General features: G+C 62.7%; 23 protein-coding genes. 14 read left to right on the forward strand and 9 right to left on the reverse strand.

Going from position 1 to position 17099, the window contains the following annotated elements; translation table 11 throughout:
- Nucleotides 1-38: 38 nt before the first annotated feature.
- On the reverse strand, nucleotides 39-683 hold the full coding sequence (locus tag P0648_RS06635) for a nucleotide exchange factor GrpE (protein WP_276248052.1): 645 nt from the start codon (nucleotides 681-683) through the stop codon (nucleotides 39-41).
- 101 nt (nucleotides 684-784) lie between these two features.
- Between P0648_RS06635 and P0648_RS06640 the strand changes: the two genes are divergently transcribed.
- Complete coding sequence (locus P0648_RS06640; protein WP_276248051.1) at nucleotides 785-2137, forward strand: DEAD/DEAH box helicase family protein; 1353 nt, start codon at nucleotides 785-787, stop codon at nucleotides 2135-2137.
- A 4-nt stretch (nucleotides 2138-2141) separates the two neighbouring features.
- On the opposite strand, the gene P0648_RS06645 is transcribed toward P0648_RS06640, so the two are convergent.
- Nucleotides 2142-2612 (reverse strand): hypothetical protein, encoded by a 471-nt coding sequence (locus P0648_RS06645; RefSeq protein ID WP_276248050.1) that lies wholly within the window; start codon nucleotides 2610-2612, stop codon nucleotides 2142-2144.
- An 82-nt stretch (nucleotides 2613-2694) separates the two neighbouring features.
- Here P0648_RS06645 and P0648_RS06650 point away from each other — a divergent pair, with 82 nt between their 5' ends.
- Together P0648_RS06650 and P0648_RS06655 are read left to right on the forward strand one after the other, a co-directional pair.
- Nucleotides 2695-4200 (forward strand): DUF790 family protein, encoded by a 1506-nt coding sequence (locus P0648_RS06650; RefSeq protein ID WP_276248049.1) that lies wholly within the window; start codon nucleotides 2695-2697, stop codon nucleotides 4198-4200.
- A gap of 120 nt (nucleotides 4201-4320) precedes the next feature.
- Nucleotides 4321-4866, forward strand: a complete 546-nt coding sequence (locus tag P0648_RS06655) for a hypothetical protein (protein ID WP_276248048.1) — start codon at nucleotides 4321-4323, stop codon at nucleotides 4864-4866.
- Here the strand turns inward: P0648_RS06655 and P0648_RS06660 are convergent.
- Nucleotides 4863-5372 carry a hypothetical protein gene (locus tag P0648_RS06660; RefSeq protein ID WP_277505708.1) on the reverse strand — a complete coding sequence of 170 codons (510 nt, stop codon included), beginning with the start codon at nucleotides 5370-5372 and terminating at the stop codon, nucleotides 4863-4865. The genes P0648_RS06655 and P0648_RS06660 overlap by 4 nt on opposite strands.
- Nucleotides 5369-6295 carry an RsmB/NOP family class I SAM-dependent RNA methyltransferase gene (locus P0648_RS06665; protein WP_277505709.1) on the reverse strand — a complete coding sequence of 309 codons (927 nt, stop codon included), beginning with the start codon at nucleotides 6293-6295 and terminating at the stop codon, nucleotides 5369-5371. The genes P0648_RS06660 and P0648_RS06665 overlap by 4 nt, the downstream gene beginning before the upstream one ends.
- A gap of 89 nt (nucleotides 6296-6384) precedes the next feature.
- Between P0648_RS06665 and P0648_RS06670 the strand changes: the two genes are divergently transcribed.
- The 6 genes from P0648_RS06670 (at nucleotide 6385) to P0648_RS06695 (ending at nucleotide 11110) form a co-directional block, all read left to right on the forward strand.
- Nucleotides 6385-7125, forward strand: a complete 741-nt coding sequence (locus P0648_RS06670) for a proteasome assembly chaperone family protein (protein ID WP_277505710.1) — start codon at nucleotides 6385-6387, stop codon at nucleotides 7123-7125.
- Between the two features lie 286 nt (nucleotides 7126-7411).
- Complete coding sequence (locus tag P0648_RS06675; RefSeq protein WP_277505711.1) at nucleotides 7412-7561, forward strand: hypothetical protein; 150 nt, start codon at nucleotides 7412-7414, stop codon at nucleotides 7559-7561.
- A 90-nt stretch (nucleotides 7562-7651) separates the two neighbouring features.
- Nucleotides 7652-8773, forward strand: a complete 1122-nt coding sequence (locus P0648_RS06680) for a pyridoxal phosphate-dependent aminotransferase (RefSeq protein WP_276248043.1) — start codon at nucleotides 7652-7654, stop codon at nucleotides 8771-8773.
- A gap of 62 nt (nucleotides 8774-8835) precedes the next feature.
- On the forward strand, nucleotides 8836-9687 hold the full coding sequence (locus tag P0648_RS06685) for a UbiA family prenyltransferase (protein WP_277505712.1): 852 nt from the start codon (nucleotides 8836-8838) through the stop codon (nucleotides 9685-9687).
- 32 nt (nucleotides 9688-9719) lie between these two features.
- Complete coding sequence (locus P0648_RS06690) at nucleotides 9720-10178, forward strand: RidA family protein (protein ID WP_277505713.1); 459 nt, start codon at nucleotides 9720-9722, stop codon at nucleotides 10176-10178.
- Nucleotides 10175-11110, forward strand: a complete 936-nt coding sequence (locus P0648_RS06695) for an ornithine cyclodeaminase family protein (RefSeq protein ID WP_277505714.1) — start codon at nucleotides 10175-10177, stop codon at nucleotides 11108-11110. The genes P0648_RS06690 and P0648_RS06695 overlap by 4 nt, the downstream gene beginning before the upstream one ends.
- 4 nt (nucleotides 11111-11114) lie before the next feature.
- On the opposite strand, the gene P0648_RS06700 is transcribed toward P0648_RS06695, so the two are convergent.
- Genes P0648_RS06700 through P0648_RS06710 form a run of 3 tightly spaced genes read right to left on the reverse strand, consistent with a single transcriptional unit; the run spans nucleotide 11115 to nucleotide 13585 of the window.
- On the reverse strand, nucleotides 11115-11510 hold the full coding sequence (locus tag P0648_RS06700) for a hypothetical protein (protein ID WP_276248039.1): 396 nt from the start codon (nucleotides 11508-11510) through the stop codon (nucleotides 11115-11117).
- Nucleotides 11507-12688, reverse strand: coding sequence for a redox-regulated ATPase YchF (locus tag P0648_RS06705; protein WP_277505715.1), 1182 nt, complete (start codon nucleotides 12686-12688; stop codon nucleotides 11507-11509). The genes P0648_RS06700 and P0648_RS06705 overlap by 4 nt, the downstream gene beginning before the upstream one ends.
- A gap of 39 nt (nucleotides 12689-12727) precedes the next feature.
- Complete coding sequence (locus P0648_RS06710) at nucleotides 12728-13585, reverse strand: polymer-forming cytoskeletal protein (protein ID WP_369685096.1); 858 nt, start codon at nucleotides 13583-13585, stop codon at nucleotides 12728-12730.
- A gap of 102 nt (nucleotides 13586-13687) precedes the next feature.
- Here P0648_RS06710 and P0648_RS06715 point away from each other — a divergent pair, with 102 nt between their 5' ends.
- Complete coding sequence (locus P0648_RS06715; protein WP_276248037.1) at nucleotides 13688-13888, forward strand: DUF5800 family protein; 201 nt, start codon at nucleotides 13688-13690, stop codon at nucleotides 13886-13888.
- A gap of 40 nt (nucleotides 13889-13928) precedes the next feature.
- Complete coding sequence (locus P0648_RS06720; RefSeq protein WP_276248036.1) at nucleotides 13929-14069, forward strand: hypothetical protein; 141 nt, start codon at nucleotides 13929-13931, stop codon at nucleotides 14067-14069.
- A gap of 8 nt (nucleotides 14070-14077) precedes the next feature.
- Here the strand turns inward: P0648_RS06720 and P0648_RS06725 are convergent, their stop codons facing one another.
- Nucleotides 14078-14524: a hypothetical protein gene (locus P0648_RS06725; protein ID WP_276248035.1), complete on the reverse strand. Its 447-nt coding sequence runs from the start codon at nucleotides 14522-14524 to the stop codon at nucleotides 14078-14080.
- A gap of 203 nt (nucleotides 14525-14727) precedes the next feature.
- On the opposite strand from P0648_RS06725, the gene P0648_RS06730 reads away from it, so the two are divergent.
- The gene (locus P0648_RS06730; RefSeq protein ID WP_276248034.1) at nucleotides 14728-14940 is read left to right on the forward strand and encodes a DUF1328 domain-containing protein; all 213 of its coding nucleotides are present in this window, start codon (nucleotides 14728-14730) and stop codon (nucleotides 14938-14940) included.
- A gap of 68 nt (nucleotides 14941-15008) precedes the next feature.
- On the opposite strand, the gene P0648_RS06735 is transcribed toward P0648_RS06730, so the two are convergent.
- Nucleotides 15009-16220 (reverse strand): proteasome-activating nucleotidase, encoded by a 1212-nt coding sequence (locus P0648_RS06735; protein WP_276248033.1) that lies wholly within the window; start codon nucleotides 16218-16220, stop codon nucleotides 15009-15011.
- Between the two features lie 164 nt (nucleotides 16221-16384).
- Between P0648_RS06735 and P0648_RS06740 the strand changes: the two genes are divergently transcribed.
- Both P0648_RS06740 and P0648_RS06745 read left to right on the forward strand, forming a co-directional pair.
- Nucleotides 16385-16648, forward strand: a complete 264-nt coding sequence (locus tag P0648_RS06740; RefSeq protein WP_276248032.1) for a helix-turn-helix domain-containing protein — start codon at nucleotides 16385-16387, stop codon at nucleotides 16646-16648.
- Nucleotides 16649-16680: 32 nt separating this feature from the next.
- Nucleotides 16681-17094, forward strand: coding sequence for a hypothetical protein (locus P0648_RS06745; protein WP_277505716.1), 414 nt, complete (start codon nucleotides 16681-16683; stop codon nucleotides 17092-17094).
- The last annotated feature ends 5 nt before the right edge of the window (nucleotides 17095-17099 follow it).

Consider the following 17099-nt stretch of genomic DNA (forward strand, 5'->3'; position numbering starts at 1 on the left):
TCGACCGCCGCGTGCTCGCACGGTCAGCGCTTGCTCAGTCAGTCCTTGCTCACCGTCACCTGCGCGGGACGCAGGACGCGGTCTGCCATCTCGTAGCCCGACTGGTACACCTCCGCGATGGTGTCCGCTGGCTGGTCCGAGTCCACCCTGAGCATCACTTCGTGGCGCTGTGGGTCTACCTCGCTGCCGGGTTCCGGGCGAATCTCGACGACGTTTTCGTCTTCTAAGATGCGGTCGAACTGGCGCAGCGTCGATTCGACGCCGCCGACGATATCAGACCCTTCGGCGTCCGTCTCCTGGGCCTCTTCAAGCGCCCGAGCCAGATTGTCGCGCACGTCGATGAGGCGCTCTACGAGGTCCTCCGTCGCGCGCTGTTTTTCCTGTTCGCGGCGCTTTTTCATCCGTTTTTTGTAGTTCTGGAACTCGGCTTGCTTTCGTTTCAGGCGTGCTTCGAGGTCCTCGCGCTCCGACTGGACGTCGTCGATGGAGGCCGCCCGCTCGCGGAGGGACTCGATTTCGCGGGCGAGCTGTTCCGGGTCCGACTCCTCGACGCGCGCGACGAGGTCGGCGAACGCGTCGGCAGCTTCCGACTCGTCGGCGTCCACCTGTTCGGCCTCGGTTTCGGCGGCTTCCTCGGGGTCAGTCGTGGGCGACTGCTCGTCTGCACCCTGGTTTTCGCTCATAGGTGGAGCAAGGCGCTCCAGCGGCCATAAAAATTCAGAAATGTGTTCGCGGCGACTCGACGGGTGGCGAAGTTAAGTGTGGCCGTCGCCGTCTTTGAAACGTGTCCGCGGTCTCGCTCACCTTCGAAGACGGAACTATCCGCGTAGACGGACTCTCCGAGGCAGAAGCGACTGCCCTCCCGCACACGCGGTTCGACCCGCGGTCGAAAACAGCGAGAGCACCCGCGATGTTCTACTCGGACCTGCGCGATGCCCTTGACAAGACAACGCACACCGTCTCTGACCACGTCCTCTCGCTTCCGGACGTACCCACGCTTCAGTCCACCTACGAGTTGCGCCCCTACCAGCGGTCCGCCCTCGACGCGTGGCGCGATGCTGACGACCGGGGCGTCCTCGAACTCCCGACCGGGAGTGGCAAGACCGTCATCGGCATCGCCGCTATCGAGGCACTCTGTACGCCGACCCTCATCGTCGTCCCGACCATCGACCTGCTCACCCAGTGGCGCGAGGAACTCGAAGCCGAGTTCGACGTGCCGATTGGGCAACTCGGCGGGGGTGAGCAGACTCTCGAAACCATCACCGTCTCGACGTACCACTCAGCCTACCTCAAGGCCGACGCCATCGGCGACCGGTTCGGGCTCGTCATCTTTGACGAAGTCCACCACCTCGGCGGCGAGGGCTTTCGCCAGATTGCGCGGTTGCTCGCCGCACCCGCCCGCCTCGGCCTGACGGCGACATTCGAGCGCGAAGACGACGCCCACGAGGTCGTCGCATCGCTCCTCGGCCCGCTCGTCTACACGGTCGAAATCGACACGCTCGCGGGCGAACACCTCGCGAACTACGACGTAAAGCGCATCGAGGTGGAGTTGACACCCGACGAACGCCGCGAGTACGAGCGTCACCAGTCGATATTTACCGACTATCTCGCCACTTCGAACCTGCAACTCCGGAGCGGCAGCGACTACCAGAAACTCGTGATGCGCTCCGGGTCGGACCCGCGTGCACGGGAGGCGCTGCTGGCGAAGCAACGCGCCCGCGAGGTGATGATGAACTCGGCGGCGAAACTCGCCGAGCTCGCAGAGATTCTCGCTCGCCACCGCGGGGATCGAATCATCGTGTTCACCGCGCACAACGACCTCGTCTACCGCATCTCCGAGCGATTCTTGATTCCCGCCATCACCCACCGAACCGGGACGAAAGAGCGCCGTGACATCCTCGCGAAGTTCCGCACCGGCGAGTACTCGCGTGTCGTCACGGCAAACGTCTTAGACGAAGGAGTAGACGTGCCCGACGCGAACGTGGCTGTTGTCCTTTCCGGAAGCGGGAGCGAACGGGAGTTCACCCAGCGACTCGGCCGCATCCTCCGACCGAAAGCAGACGGTGGACGGGCGCTGCTGTACGAACTCGTCAGCCGCGAAACGGCAGAAGAGCGGGTCGCAGACCGGAGACGGTAGCGGATTACTGGAAGGTAAACCGAAGGCTGCCCTGCTGATTGAACTCGTCCATCGTGACCGGGAATGGGAGTTCGAACGAGTTGGTTGCGCCGCCGTCGAGTTCGAAGGCTTTCCCCGCCTTGTGGCTCTCCTTTTCGACGTCCACGTGAACGACGACAGCATGCGTTGCCGTCTCACTCGCGGTGTTCTTGACGGTGCCCGTGACGACGAGGTTGCCCGAATCGTCTGCTTGCACGTCGAACGATTCCATCTGAAATTTGTTCGACGGCGCGTCGCCGTCGGTCTCGAGGCTACTGAGTTCCGCGGTCCAGCCCTCGGGGTAGGAGACGGTGGATTCTCCGCCGTCGCCCTGTGTGGTCGTTTGCGGTTCTTCGTCGTCACTGCCGAGCGGAGAGTTCGAACAACCGGCGGCAAAACTGAGAGACGCGACGGAGGCTGTCGCGCCAACACTGCGAAGGAAAGTCCGACGTTCCATACTACTGTTGTATCCATTCGATTGTAAGAGTGTTGGGGCCGACGTCAGACGATTTTTGTGCGACCGTCTCCCACGCTTAGGTGTGCTCACGAAGGACCTCCTCCGAATCTCACGGGCGGGTGGCGGCTACGCTCCACAGTTCGCCGACCGCGCCGACCGTCCGCTCGCCGCCCGGGTCATCGGCACCTTCCAGGGTCACGTCGGCGAACCCCGCGCCGACCTGGAGGCGGCGCTCGCCCGGCTGGAAGCTGACGCGGACTTCAAACTCGTCCGCGGATTGGCGAAACTCGTCGAACGCGAAGCGACGTTCGAGACGCGCGCCCCGCTCCCACCGGAGCGCACTCGTGCCGCCGTCTTCGCCGCTGCGGAGGCGGGGTCGGTCGTCACGGTAGCCGAACGCGAGGAGGCGCTCTCACAGGCGGCCACGAACCTCGCGTCCACGCCGGAGCAGGTCTCAGAATCCCTCTACGCCGACCTCACGGAGCGACAGATCCTCGACGAACTCAGCGTGCGCTGGGACCCGGACGACCTGCTTGACCAATATAACCTCTCGCTCGCTCAAACCGCGCTGTTCGACGCCACGGAACTGCGGATTCGGAGCAGTGACCCGAAGGCGCTCATCTCGGCGATAAAGCGCCTTCGCCTGATGTACGAGATTCGAAAGACAGAGGCAGGTCGCGAGGTCATCGTTACCGGACCGACCGGCCTGTTCCAGACGAGTCGGCGCTACGGGACGCGGTTCGCCCGCCTCTTGCGCTCGGTGGCGAAGGCCTCTGAGTGGCGCATCGAGGCAACCATCGACGACCGCGGAACAGAGCGCCTGCTCACCCTCACTCACGAAGACGTGGCGGTCCCGGACGCAGACCCAGTCGCAGAAGTGTCGTTCGACAGCGGCGTCGAATCCGACTTCGCCGCCCGCTTTAGCGCCCTCGGACTGGACTGGAATCTCGTGCGCGAACCCGAACCTCTCGAAGCGGGTGCGAGCGTGATGATTCCGGATTTCGCGTTCGACTGGAAGCATTCGAAGTACCGAATCTACTTCGAAATCATGGGCTTCTGGACGCCCGAGTACGTAGAAAAGAAGCTCCGGCAGATGGACCTCGTCGAGGACGTGGAACTGCTCGTCGCAGTCGATAGCACGCTCGGAGTTGGTGAGGATATCGCCGCCCGAGACCACCGCGCGATTCCCTACACCGGATCGGTTCGGGTCAAAGACGTGGTGGACGTCCTCCGCGAGTACGAGGCCGACCTCGTCGCAGCGAGCGCCGCTGACCTTGCGGAAGAACTGTCGCCGGACGCCGACGTGATTACGCTCGAAACCCTTGCCAGCGACCTCGGCGTGAGCGAATCGGTGCTCTCCGAGAAACGCTTCCCCGACCACGAGCGAGTGGGGCGGACGCTCGTCCGACCTGCCGTACTCGATTCGCTCCGTGACGAGATTCAGGCCGGGATGTCGTTGTCGGAGGCGGAGGGGGTTTTTGCGACCTACGGACTCGACGACGCGAGCGCGATTCTCTCGCGGCTCGGTTACCGCGTCGAGTGGGAGGGATTGTCCGGCGGCACGGTGCGAGCAAAGTCAATTGACTAGCGCGAGCGGTACTTTCCGGACTACCGTCGCTTCGCCATGGCTCGGTCCGACACCGCTGGGCCGCTACTTGTGGGACGACTCGGCCGCAAGCCAGTAGCCCGTGAGGGGCGTCTTTCGGGTATGAGCGAACGACGACACTCACTGGCGCTCCACGCACTGGACGACGCGGCAGGCACGTCATCTGACGCCTACGCCTGCTTCGTCGATTACTGCGGTTCCGACGGCACGCTCCTCGCGCGGACGGCCGCAGACGCAGAACACAACCACTGGGGCGTCTACACGCGCAAACACCCGCTCGGCAACCCCTCCGGAAAGCGGGTCAAACGGCTCTCGATGAGCGGCGGCATGGCCGACACCATCGCCCGATTCATGAGTCCCGAAAACGTCCGGCTGTGGGTCGATGCCGAAGAGCAGCCGATTCTCGACCTCCGCAGTCGGCGGGCCGGAGAGCGCGTGGTCATCTACGTCGATAGCGACCGCGAGTCGCTGCGCATCAACGACCTCGGGCGGAAGAAGGAGTTGCTCGAAATTTCCCTAGGCGACGACCCCTGTATCGACTTCAAGGGACTGCCAGTCGAGGGGTTGAATCTGGAGGGGTACGTCCCGAAAGAGCGCTACGACGCGCTCGAAGCGCGAGTGGCGGAACTCGAAAAACGCCTCGGTTAATCGAACTGCCGACCCTTGGGCACGACAGAGCGCAGTTCGCCGTGGAGGTAGAGGCCGACGCCGATCGGCTCGGTCACGCCAGCCAGCTCGTGAGCGGCGATGAGGTAGCCCCAGTCGCCGTCCCAGTCGGGGTAGTCCACGTCGTTCCCGTGGGCGAACCGGTCCGCCTGTTCGTCGTCGAGCACGATGACGTTCTTCGTCGCGTGGCGACCGAAGCGCTGGGCAGCGTTCGTCGTCGGTTTCCAGTGTTCTTGGCGGGTGCGCAGGAACTTCATGCCGAGGCCCTCGATGTGGATTGGCGAGGCCACGTCGCCGCCGAAAATCCAGATTTTGCCCGCGCCCTTCTCCCAGATGGAAAAGTCGTCGAACACATCTTTTGGCACGCCGTAGCGGTCGTGCCAGAAGCTCACGACCTGCTCGCGGGAGGCGCGGCCGTCTACCTCCTGTTGGTCGTGGGTCTCGGGGAGGCGGTCGAACTGTTGGCCTACGTTGCCGTCTTCGCTCATTGCTCCACCTCCAATTTCGCGCAGAAGAACCCGCCGGTGTCGTTGTGCTGGGGATAGATGCGCTTTGCCTTGGTGACCTGCTCGTCGTACGTCTCGCCGCGCCACTCGGTGACACCGGGGACGTGGGTAAGGTCGAGGTCGAAATCAACGACGCGACACGGTTCGTGTTCGAGGACGTGGTCGAGCACGGCCTCGTTCTCCTCAGGGGCGAAGGTACACGTCGAGTAGACCACCGTCCCGCCGGGGCGCGTCACCTGCATCGCCCGCCGAAGGATGCCCTTCTGGATGCCGGCGATTGATTCGACGTGGTTTAGCGTCCACTCGTCCACGACGTCCGGGTTCTTCCGAACCGTCCCCTCACACGAACACGGCGCGTCCACGAGGACGCGGTCGAAGTGGTCGAACCCACCCTCGTCTGGCGAGTCGAACGGTTTCATCGAGAAGTTGCGGGCGTCCTGATTCGTGACCGCGACACAGGTCGCGCCCAGTCGTTCCGCGTTGAATCGAAGTGCTGAGAGCCGTCCGAGGTTGTTGTCGTTCGCGATGAGCACGCCTCGGTCGTCCATCCGGGCTGCCAACTGCGTCGTCTTGCTCCCCGGTGCGGCGCAGGTGTCGAAGACACGCTCACCCGGCTGTGGGTCGAGCGCGAGCGCAGGAACCGCAGACACCTCTTCTTGTCCGTGAATCCAGCCGTGGAAGTACGGCCACGTCGTACCCGGACTGCGCGTGTCGAGTTTGAACAGGTCTGCGTTCCATTCGAGTTGTTCGTAGCCGACGCCCTCCTCGTCGAGGGCCGCACGAACCTGTTTTCCCGTTGCTTTCAGCGTGTTCACCCGGACGACGGAGGGCAGGGGGCGGGCGCACGCCTCCCGGTAGGCCGTCACGTCGTCCATCAGCGGTTCGTACCGCTCCAGAGCCTCCATTTGCTGTCTCTATTTCGGGCGACCGTTTGTGGGTTTCGAACGCGCACACCGGCCGGAAGCTTATACGATCTCCACGAGTATGTGGGCATATGGCACACGTCCAGATTCACGACGAGTCGCTCGAATTCGACGCGCCGACACTCGTCGAAGGACTCCCCGGCGTCGGTCTCGTCGGAAAAATCGCGGCCGACCACCTCGTCGAAACCTTCGAGATGAGCCATTTCGGGTCGCTCCACTGCGAGGGCATTCCCCGCGTCGCGGTCTACGGCGAGGGCGACTCAACCGTCCGCGCGCCCGTCCGCCTCTATGCGGACGAAGACCGCGACCTCGTCGTCCTCCAGAGCGACGTTCCGGTTTCGCCGTCGCAGGCCGCCGATTTCTCGAGTTGCCTCACCGGCTGGATTGCAGACCACGGCGCGACGCCCATCTTCCTCTCCGGCCTGCCGACCGAGAAAGGCGACGGCGAACCCGCCCTCTACGGCGTCTCGACCGGTGACGGGGCCTCGCTGCTCGACCGCGCAGATATCGCGTCCCCCACTGAAGGCGGCGTCATCACCGGACCGACAGGCTCGCTCATCAACCGCGCCATCGAACTTGACCTGACCGGCGTCGGTCTCGTCGTCGAAAGCGACAAGCAGTTCCCCGACCCGAAGGCTGCCCGCATTCTGCTCATGCATGGCATCGGACCCATCGCCGACATCGACGTGAACACCGACGACCTCGTCGACCGCGCCGAAGAAATCCGCGAGGCGAAAGAACAACTCGCCCAGCGCATGCAGGACGCAGACGAGGAAAGTACGCAGGCGAAGCCGCTTCGGATGTTCCAATGAACCTTTTTGCTGCGGGGGTCGCGAAGCGACCCCGCTTGCAAAAACGTTCATGAAAAAGGCCGAACGCGCCACCGGCGCGTTCGGATGCTACACTGGCGGTCGCCGCACCGCTACCGCCCTGCACCGCAAACCGCAAGGCCTGCTTTGATACTGCAATCACTTCCGCGACGCAACCGCGCCGCTTTCAGGTAGGGTTCGTCTGTGACGGTGTCATGGCGGGGTTCGAATCCGTCTCCCGCGCGTTCATTCTGACAGTTTGAAATACGTCCGTGTCCTAGGGATTTCTATGAGCGATTTAGAAGACGCAGTCTCCGAATTCTTGCGGAAATCGAAGAGCGTCTACAACGAGTACGAACGTGGCTACACCGACGCGGACGCCGCGCTGTCAGTGCTGGAATTGCACATCGATGAACTTCGCGAAGAGTTCGAGAACTGATCGCAACGCGAGATTCGTAAAAGAAGGCCGCGAGGCCTGTGTCAACACACCACTCATCAGAGTTATTCTCTCCCGTACCTGAGTTTTCGTATGACTGAATTTGCGCGACGAGTCGAACGGGTCTCGATTAGCGGTATCAGGAAGGTGTTCGAGGCGGCCGGCCCCGACGCCATCAATCTCGGCATAGGGCAACCGGATTTTCCCACGCCAGCACACGTTCGCGAAGCGGCCCAGCAGGCCATCGCAGACGGGGCCGTTGACGCCTACACGCCGAACAAGGGAATTCTCCCGCTCCGTCAGGCTATTTCCGTCAAGCACGAACGCGACAACGGCGTCACCGTGGACCCGGAGAACGTCATCGCCACGGCTGGCGGCAGCGAGGCGCTCCACCTCGCCTTCCAGGCGCACGTAGACCAGGGCCAGGAAGTCATTTACCCCGATCCCGGATTCGTCTCCTACGACGCGCTCACCCACATCGCGGGCGGGATTCCCCGACCCGTCGGCCTCCGCGAGGACCTCACGATGGACCCCGCCGCAGTCGAGGCAGCGATTACCGAGGACACTGCCGCGTTCGTCATCAACAGCCCAGCGAATCCGACAGGGGCAGTCCAATCGAAAGAAGACATCCAGGAGTTCGCCCGCATCGCGGACGAACACGACGTGGTCTGCATCTCAGACGAGGTGTACGAACACATCGTCTTCGACGGCGCACACTACTCGCCACTCGAATTCGCCGAGTCGGACAACGTCGTCGTCGTGAACGCCTGCTCGAAATCCTACTCGATGACTGGATGGCGACTCGGGTGGGTCACGGGCAGCACCCGCCGAATCGAACGCATGCTTCGCGTCCACCAGTACGCGCAGGCCTGTGCGTCTGCGCCCTCGCAGTACGCAGCGGAGGCCGCCCTCTCGGGGCCACAGGACTGCGTCGGAGAGATGGTCGCCGCATTCGAGGAGCGCCGTGACGTGGTCGTAGACGGGCTGGAGGACATCGGCCTCGAAACCCCGCGTCCACGCGGCGCGTTCTACGCCATGCCGAAAGTCCCCGACGGCTTCGTCGACGAAGTCATCGACCACGGCGTCATCCTTGTGCCCGGCGAGGCGTTCGGCGAACACGGAAAGGGCTACGCCCGCATCTCCTACGCGACGGGCATCGAGGACCTCAAAACCGCCCTCTCCATCATGGGCGACGCCGTTACGGCAGTTCGCTGACCGGTCTCCCGCCTGCTGTTTTCGCACACACGTTTATCAGCCAACACGTCCATGCTACAGGCATGCACGTTGCCCGCCACGGAACCGGTCTGGCCGCGGCGACCCGCGCCCTCGCCTCCCAGATTCACCCCGTGTTCATGCTGCCGCCCATCGCGGCGTCGTGGTTCGGGGCCGTCCTCGCCATCGACCTCGACCCGACGCTGGCGGGACTCCACATGCTCGCGGCGTTCTTCGCGCTCTACACCGCCCACGTCAAGGACGGCTACGTGGACTTCTACGTCCGCGGTGAGGACGACGACCATCCCCTCTCCGCACCCGGCGCGAAACTCGCGCTCGCGCTCTCCTCTATCGGTTTTTTCGCCTGCCTCATCATCATCGGCCTGACCGTCGATTTCTGGGCTGCGCTGCTTACCCTTCCGGGGTGGCTCATCGGCTTCCTCCACGCCCCCCAACTCGACATGCATCCCGTCACCGCGACGATGGGCTATCCGCTCGGCATCTCCTTCGCGCTCCTTGGGGGCTACTACGTCCAGACTCAGACGCTTACCCTCCCAGTCGTCGCCTTCGCAGTCGTCTTCCTCGTCATCCTCTCGGGAATCAAAATCATCGACGACGCGAAAGACTACGATTACGACCGCTCCATCTCGAAGCGAAGTGCCGTGGTCGTCCTCGGCAAAGAACGGTCTCGCCGCGTCGCCTACGCCCTCATGGCGCTCGGTCTCGGTGCGGTTCTCGCGTTCTCGCTGCTCGGCGTGTTCCCGTTGAGTGCTACGCTCGCCGTCGCCGGGTTCGGCGTCGTCGCACTTATCGCCAGACACGCAACCCCAAAACTCGCGACGATGCTCTTGATTCGTGGCTCCTACGTCTTCCTCGCGCTGTTGCTCGTCGCCGTCTGGTTCCGCCCCCTCGGGTGAACAGTTTTCAGCCAGCCAACCGTTTTTCCTGTATGAAAAAGACAGTCATCGCTCCAGAGGAGAGTGATATGGACTCAGAAATTATCGACACGACAGCCTCGTCGCTCGGGGTCGTCACCCACCACGAAACATACCGAGAGGTCACTCTCTCCGGGTTGGCGTGGCCCGAAGACGATACTGCTCCAGAACAGGTTCGAACCCTGTTGGGGTTCGTTCAAATGGTCTTTGACGATATTCTCGACGCAACGCTGGATGACATTACGCACACAACATTTTACGTCCGTGATGATGCGTTGACACCAGTCTCCAGAACTGCCATTCACGAAGTTCGACACGAGTTCTTCTCACTCCCCCACTTTCCGGCGAGTACGATGGTTGGGATGTCAAACCTTGCTCTCCCGGGTGCCCTCGTCGAACTGCAAATCGAGGCAACGATTCCCGAAGATGGATGGGACGTGGAAACCGTCGAGTTGCCCGAGGTCGCAGAATGACATTCCCCGTCCTCTCTGACGACGACGTGCTCGCGGCCATCGATGTGCCGGACGTCGTCGCTACGATGGAACTCGCCATCCGCGAACACGCCTTCGGAAATCTCGTCTCCCCGCCCCGGTTCAGCGTCGATGTGGAGAAGGGGTCGCTCGTGTTCACCGCCGGGGCCGCGACTGGCGAGGTGCAGGCCCTCGGCTTCCGCGTCTACGAGACGTTCAAGGACGATTCGCCAGACCACACGCAACTCGTCGCCGTCTTCGACAGCGAAACGGGCGCGTTCAAGGGCATCGCGCTCGGCGACCAGGTTGGCCTCCTGCGCACGGGCGGCATCGGCGGCGTGGCCGTCGAGTATCTCGCGAAACCGGACGCGCGAACGATGGCCGTCATCGGGTCCGGGCCACACGCACGGATGCAGACGCGGGCGGCCGCGAGCGTGCGGAATCTCGATGAGATACGAGTTTACTCCCCGAAAGCCGACCACCGCGACGCGGCCGTCCGGGACCTCGACGACGAACTGGGCGGGACTGTCGTCGCCGCAGCGAGTGCGAAAGCCGCCGTCGAGGAGGCAGGCATCGTCATCTGCGCGACGACGAGTCGGAATCCGGTGTTCGAACACCGGTGGCTCGCGCCCGGCGCGCACGTCACCACGCTCGGGCCAAAGTACGTCGGCGCACACGAACTCCCGATGGAGACGGTCAAGCGGGCCAATACGGTGGTCACTGATTCGCTGGCGCAGGTGAAGGGCTACGCGGAGTACAAACAGCCGTTCTTCATCGAGGGCGACCGTCGGGCCGAGCTGGTCGAACTCTCCACCGTCGTCGGGGGCGACCACGCTGGGCGGGCGCGAGAGGATGACCTCACCGTGTTTTGTTCGGTTGGGCTTGCAGGAACCGAGGTCGTCCTCGCAGACGAGATTCTCAGACGGGTCGCCTGATTCGTCAGTCGAGTCGTTCTGCCACCTGGTGACAGCGGTCTATCCACTCCACGTCGTAGGCTTCGGGCGAGAGGACGCGGCCCGTGAGGTCTGCAATCGTTTCGACTCCTTCCTGTTCGCACCAGTCGATGCATTCGAGGTACACTGGAAAGTCGTCGCTCGACCGGAGGGTTGGGTCGTAGGAGACGGGCACCTTCATACACCCGGCGAGGTGGGCGACGAAGGCGCGAGTGTGGCCGTCCGCGAGGTACGTCTCGCCTTCGTGTTCGAACACGGGAAGCGGCCCGTACGTCGGCCCGTCGAAGTCGAACCATCCCATGACGGCGGTCAGTTTCTCACTCGACAGGTAGAGTTGGCTCGGCCTGACCTCGTCGATGGGCAGCCACGCGGTTTCGCTCATTTGGCCGCGGAGACGATTTTGATGACGTCGCCCTCGTCGAGTTCGTGGCTCTCTGCGATGCGGCGATTGGACTTCGCGTCCACGGCGTGCAGGTAGGCGTCGCCGATGTCCGAGTGGACCGCGTACGCGAGGTCGTGGGGCGTCGAACCGCGAGGCAGAAGGAAGGCGTCGGGGAGGACGTTCTCCTGGCCGTCGGTCCACTTGCCCTCGTTCTGGACGGGATAGGCGGTGATGTGGTCGAGCAGGTCGTACACGGCCAGATTGAGCGCCTGCTGGACGCCTGTTCCCCCGTACTCGGCCATCACTTCGCGAATTTTCTCCAGGCCCTTCTCCTGTGGTCCCGAGAGGTCGCCGACGATTTCGAAGTCCGGGTCGCCGGGGTCGTACGAGACGAGTCCGGCCTTGGCTCCCTGTCGGAGCGCGAGTTCGCCGTCTGCTGTGGCCGGAACGAACAGGTCTGCTGCCTCGCGGAGGCGTTCGATGTTCTCGGGGGGCGCGATGTCGGCTTTGTTCCCGACGACGACGATGGGCTTTGTGCGAGCACGGAGGTCACGGGCCAGCCGTTCACGGTCCGCGTCGGTCCACTCCTGTGGGTTCTCTGAGTACTCCATGTTCCGCAGGATGGTCGTCACGTCGTGTTCTGTCGCGCCGACACCCGTGAGCATCTCGGTCAGGGCGTCGTCCATGTCGAATCCGGGCGAGCGCGACTGGCGCGTGACCGTCTCCCAGTTCCGGTTGAGGATGCCCGCGAGCCAGAGGTCCATCTCCTCCTGAATGAAAGTCACGTCCTCGACGGGGTCGTGGTCGCCGATTTCGACGGGTTCGCCCTCTGCGTTCGTCCCGCCGGAGGCGTCCACGACGTTCAGAATCACGTCGGCGTTCGTGAGTGCGTCCAAGAACTGGTTGCCGAGGCCCCGGCCTTCGTGTGCCCCCGGGACGAGGCCCGCTACGTCGAGCAGTTCGACGGGGACGTACCGCTTGCCGTCGTGGCAGTTCTCGTTGTTACAGCGTTCCTCGCGGGTGAGACACGGACACTCCGTTCGGGCGTAACTCACGCCACGGTTCGGGTCGATGGTCGTGAAGGGGTAGTTGCCCACGTCAACCTCGGCGAGGGTCGCGGCTTTGTAGAAGGTAGACTTGCCGGCGTTTGGCTTCCCGGCGAGCGCGATAGAGAGCATGTGCTCACATACCGTGGTTACCCAAAATTGCCTTTCGGTCTATTCGAGGTCGCGGTCTTGTTTCTCGCGAACCTGTGTAATCTCGCCGCGCGCCCGAATCGACCCGTCTACCGCCGCGCCCTCGTGGAGCAACAGGTCGTCGCAGGCTACGTCGCCGAGGACGCGCGTTCCCTCGGTCACGGAGACAGTTCCCTTCCGCGTGGTCACGTCGCCGTGGATGCGCGTTCCCTCGCCGATGGTGATGTCTCCGCGCGCCCGCAGACTCCCGAAGATGTTGTTGTCGTCGCCCACTTCGATGGAATCCGCGCGAATGTTCCCGTGGAGCCGACAGCCGTCCCCGATGGTCGCTGGCGTCGAGACTCGCCAGGCGTCGTCGCTGACGTGAGAGTTGCGCGGGATGACGACTGGTTCGTCCTCTGGCTCGCCGCCGTCTGCGAGTTCGGTGAGCACCTCCTCTGCGGCTTCCTCTTCACCGAGCCGGAGTAGTTGCGAGAGGTAGATGAAGAGAAAGACGATGGTCGGGACGGGATTGCGAATGACGATCCAGCCGTTTGCCTCGAAGCCGTTTTCGATGTTCACGTCGTCGCCGATGTCGAGGTCGCCGGAGACCATGAGTTGGCCCTCGATGTGGACGCGCTCGCCGAGATAGGCGTCCTGGCCGACGAGGACGTTTCCGGCGATGTCGGACCACATGTCGATGCGACAGTCGCCCTCCGCTTCGATGTCGCCGCCGAAGGTGACGCCCTCACCGGCGATGACGTTGCGTCCGCGAACCCCAAATTCGACCGTGCTGCGCGCGCCGACGAGCACGTCGCCGTCGGTCACGAGGTCGTGTTCCTCAACGGTCGTCCCGTCTGGGATGCTGAGTTTATCGAGGGGGTCCGAACGCAGTGGCACGTAGTGATGTCGTCTCTCGGTTCGTATTAATCCTCCGCGAATGTCTGACGGGTGGCTGACGCGGTCGGTTGGTTTTTACGGGCGAGCGAGCAACATCTCCGCATGACGGTTCTCTCGTTCGACAAAGATGGGATAGACGTCGTGTACGAAGGGTCTGAGTTCCGCCTCGAACGTGACTTCGTCGAGGAGGCCATCGGAAAATCCTACCCGGACATCACCGACCACGAGGTGCTCAAAATCATCGAGAAGAATCCCGACCTGAACGGTCCGGCTCGTCGCATTGGCGACATCCTCCGCACCTGACGGCAAAAGACTCAAGAGGGGACCGGGCAACGTCTCGCGTATGAACCTTCCCGCGCAGTTCGACCACGCCTCGTTTACGGCCGCACTCGGCACGTTTCTCAGCTACGGCATCCTGCTCGTCGTGATGACGGTGGTCCTGTTCGGACTGCCGTATCTCGCCTTCCTCGCCCTCGGCGCGTAATCGACCGGCTACTTCTTCCGTGCAGCCCGCTTCTTCGCCACGACACGCGGTGCGTACCACAGCACAGAGAAATCCTGCGGACTCGGCAGCGCACATGCACACCAGCCGATGAGCGCCACTTTGGCGAAAAGCGAGTCAGCGACCAGCGACCCCGGAACGACGCCGAGTGGAATCGTCGCGAGCGGCACGAGGAGTGCCAGTGGCATCATCGAGGAGATGCGCAATCGGAGCGCGGCGTCGGCGTGCGGGAACCTGGTGGGCGTGACGGCGGCGAGTTTTCCGAGGAAAATCATTCCTAACAACCCTTCTTCGCGGCCGTCGGGGAGCCAGTCGATTCTGAACGCGATGCCGAACGCCCGAAGCGCCAGCGCGTGGGCGAACTCGTGGGCGAGGATACCGAGCACACCGCTCGCGACCAGCACCATCACCGCGCCAAGGAGTTCTGCGGGAGACATCGCTCAGTACGAATGAGCGTACAGGGAGTGGGAGATAGCTTAAGCACACCGAAAGTCACGCACTCTTGCCACTGACAGTGACCTGTGTTCGTGTATGCGGACCTGCTCACTCGACTGAAGGCTTCAGAATAACGCTATCTTATTCGAGTACGTCCGTCGATGCCCACTGCATAACGAATTGCTCAACACCCAATTATCGTTACATGGAACTAACGCAAGCAGTCCTATCGGTTGCACAGCTCATGCCGCTCCAGGCGTTCTCTGGCCAATTCCTGCAGTGGGCAGTCGTATTCTTCGTCCTCGCCATCATCGCGGCGCTGGTGGGCGCCCGTGGTGTCGCTGGGGTGACGATGAACGTCGCGCGATGGTTCGTGATCATCTTCATCGTCCTCGCGCTCATCACCCTCATCCTCTAACGAGGTGGGGTGTGGCGACTCCGTAGGGGTCGCGTCGAAACTTTTTGAAAACAGCAATCCCGTGTCGCTCAGGCGAAGGTCTTCGAGACGTCGTCGTCCTCTTCTTCGGCCTGAATCTTCGCCCACGCGCTGTCGAAGTCCTTCATCGTGACGTTGGTGCGGCCGTCGCGGATGGCGAACATCCCGGCTTCCGTACAGATGGCACGGATGTCGGCACCGGAGGCTTCACCCGTCTCCTCTGCGAGTTTCGAGAAGTCAACGTCGTCGTCTACGTTCATCTTGCGCGTGTGAATCTCGAAGATCTTCTCGCGACCTTCCTGTCCGGGCTTTGGTACTTCGATGAGGCGGTCGAACCGGCCCGGGCGCAGAATTGCTCGATCCAGCATGTCGAAGCGGTTAGTCGCCGCAATGATGCGAATCTCACCGCGCTCTTCGAAGCCGTCCATCTCCGAGAGCAACTGCATCATCGTCCGCTGAACCTCAGCGTCGCCGGAGGTCTTCGAGTCCGTGCGCTTGCTCGCGATGGCGTCGATTTCGTCGATGAAGATGACGGCGGGTTCGTGGTCGCGGGCGACCTGGAACAGGTCGCGGACGAGTTTCGCGCCCTCGCCGATGAACTTGTGGACGAGTTCGGACCCGGCCATCTTGATGAACGTCGCGTTGGTCTGGTTCGCGACGGCCTTCGCGAGCAGCGTCTTGCCGGTCCCCGGCGGGCCGTAGAGCAGGACGCCGGACGGCGGCTCGATGCCGACCTTCTCGAACATTTCTGGGTTCTCGAGTGGCATCTCGACAGTTTCGCGCACTTCGTTCAGTTGCTCGTCCAGACCACCAATGTCCTCGTAGGTGACGTCTGGTTTGTGCTCGACTTGCATCACGCGGGCGCGGACGTCAGTCTCGTCGTCGAGGGTCTTTACGATAGAAAGGGAGTTGTTGACCGCGACGCGAGTGCCCGGTTCGATCTGTTCGAGCATCTCGTCCGTGACCTCGGTGAGCGCCTCCTGATTGTTTCCGTGCTGTTTGATGACGACGCCCTTCTCAGTGATTTCCTGAATCGTCGCGATGAACAGCGGGGACTGTTTCAGTTTCTTGTTCTCGTGAGTCAGTCGCTCTAACTTCTGCTGGTACTTGTTGTTCTCTGCGTTCGCGTCGAGAAGCTTGTCGCGCATCTCCTCGTTCTGCGATTCGACGATCTGCAAGCGCTGGCGCAAAGCTTCGATTTTCTCCTGCTGTGACGCGTCCTCGTCGTAGGGTAAGTCCACGTCGTCAACAGTATCAGTCATTACACCGGCATAGGTCGCTAGTTCATAAGAGGCTTCGGGTAAACCCTCTCAAATAATGACACATATGACGGCGAGCCTGAAAGTCCGGCATCCGAGCCAGTATGATTATTAGTAATATTTTACATCCGGAAATATTAATACGGAGTATTCGTAGAACTGTGATAATGAGTACTCAGGAGCCAGTCGTAACCGACGCCGAGGACGACAGATGGGCCGCAGTCCGTGACTTACCACCAAGTGCAAAGCTCGTTGCCAAGATGCTTGACTACAACGAGACGCTCACGCAGGGACAACTCGTCGAAGAGACGCTGTTGCCCCCGCGCACCGTCCGGTACGCGCTCAACCGACTCGAAGACGCGGGTGCGGTTTCGTCGCGATTCTCCTTCACCGACGCGAGAAAGCGCCTCTACACCCTCGACCTCGAATAACTTCATATACGAAGCCGGGACAATCGCGGGGCGTGTCAGACGACGTTCCCGACCCCGACGCGGTGAAACGTGCGCTTCGCCGCCTCGCGTTCGCCCCGACTGTTGGTGCCTCCCCTACAGCCGACGCCACAGCTTCGGAATCGGACGCCGCCCGCTCGAAACTGGACGACATACCTCCGGAACCTGACGACATAACTTCGGAACCCGACGACGCCCTAGTGCGCCGCGGCGTCGCGGCCGTCGACGACGTGGAGGCCGCCGCCGAGTTCTTCGCCGCGGTTCCGCTCAACCAGTTCCAAGCCGCGGTCGAACGGTGTGCGGCCACTGGCGACGACGACCTCGCGGGAGCGGGCCGACGCGCAATCGAAACCGTTCGTGACTTTCGTCGCGTCGCCAATCACTTTCGCTCCGGTCGCGGAATCCCTTTACGTCGAGACGCAAAATAATCTGG

Source organism: Haladaptatus sp. DYSN1 (genome assembly GCF_029489995.1).
GTDB lineage: Archaea > Halobacteriota > Halobacteria > Halobacteriales > Halococcaceae > QDMS2.

Excerpts from the sequence above, each read along its gene's own strand:
- P0648_RS06665 (WP_277505709.1), bottom strand. The coding sequence starts at position 6,295 with ATGGAGGCTCTGGAGCGGTACGAACCGCTGATGGACGACGTGACGGCC.
- P0648_RS06705 (WP_277505715.1), bottom strand. The coding sequence starts at position 12,688 with ATGCTCTCTATCGCGCTCGCCGGGAAGCCAAACGCCGGCAAGTCTACC.
- P0648_RS06735 (WP_276248033.1), bottom strand. The coding sequence starts at position 16,220 with ATGACTGATACTGTTGACGACGTGGACTTACCCTACGACGAGGACGCG.
- P0648_RS06730 (WP_276248034.1), top strand. The coding sequence starts at position 14,728 with ATGGAACTAACGCAAGCAGTCCTATCGGTTGCACAGCTCATGCCGCTC.
- P0648_RS06670 (WP_277505710.1), top strand. The coding sequence starts at position 6,385 with ATGGCACACGTCCAGATTCACGACGAGTCGCTCGAATTCGACGCGCCG.
- P0648_RS06635 (WP_276248052.1), bottom strand. The coding sequence starts at position 683 with ATGAGCGAAAACCAGGGTGCAGACGAGCAGTCGCCCACGACTGACCCC.
- P0648_RS06690 (WP_277505713.1), top strand. The coding sequence starts at position 9,720 with ATGAAAAAGACAGTCATCGCTCCAGAGGAGAGTGATATGGACTCAGAA.
- P0648_RS06740 (WP_276248032.1), top strand. The coding sequence starts at position 16,385 with ATGAGTACTCAGGAGCCAGTCGTAACCGACGCCGAGGACGACAGATGG.
- P0648_RS06725 (WP_276248035.1), bottom strand. The coding sequence starts at position 14,524 with ATGTCTCCCGCAGAACTCCTTGGCGCGGTGATGGTGCTGGTCGCGAGC.
- P0648_RS06700 (WP_276248039.1), bottom strand. The coding sequence starts at position 11,510 with ATGAGCGAAACCGCGTGGCTGCCCATCGACGAGGTCAGGCCGAGCCAA.
- P0648_RS06675 (WP_277505711.1), top strand. The coding sequence starts at position 7,412 with ATGAGCGATTTAGAAGACGCAGTCTCCGAATTCTTGCGGAAATCGAAG.
- P0648_RS06695 (WP_277505714.1), top strand. The coding sequence starts at position 10,175 with ATGACATTCCCCGTCCTCTCTGACGACGACGTGCTCGCGGCCATCGAT.
- P0648_RS06655 (WP_276248048.1), top strand. The coding sequence starts at position 4,321 with ATGAGCGAACGACGACACTCACTGGCGCTCCACGCACTGGACGACGCG.
- P0648_RS06685 (WP_277505712.1), top strand. The coding sequence starts at position 8,836 with ATGCACGTTGCCCGCCACGGAACCGGTCTGGCCGCGGCGACCCGCGCC.
- P0648_RS06660 (WP_277505708.1), bottom strand. The coding sequence starts at position 5,372 with ATGAGCGAAGACGGCAACGTAGGCCAACAGTTCGACCGCCTCCCCGAG.
- P0648_RS06715 (WP_276248037.1), top strand. The coding sequence starts at position 13,688 with ATGACGGTTCTCTCGTTCGACAAAGATGGGATAGACGTCGTGTACGAA.
- P0648_RS06645 (WP_276248050.1), bottom strand. The coding sequence starts at position 2,612 with ATGGAACGTCGGACTTTCCTTCGCAGTGTTGGCGCGACAGCCTCCGTC.
- P0648_RS06720 (WP_276248036.1), top strand. The coding sequence starts at position 13,929 with ATGAACCTTCCCGCGCAGTTCGACCACGCCTCGTTTACGGCCGCACTC.
- P0648_RS06680 (WP_276248043.1), top strand. The coding sequence starts at position 7,652 with ATGACTGAATTTGCGCGACGAGTCGAACGGGTCTCGATTAGCGGTATC.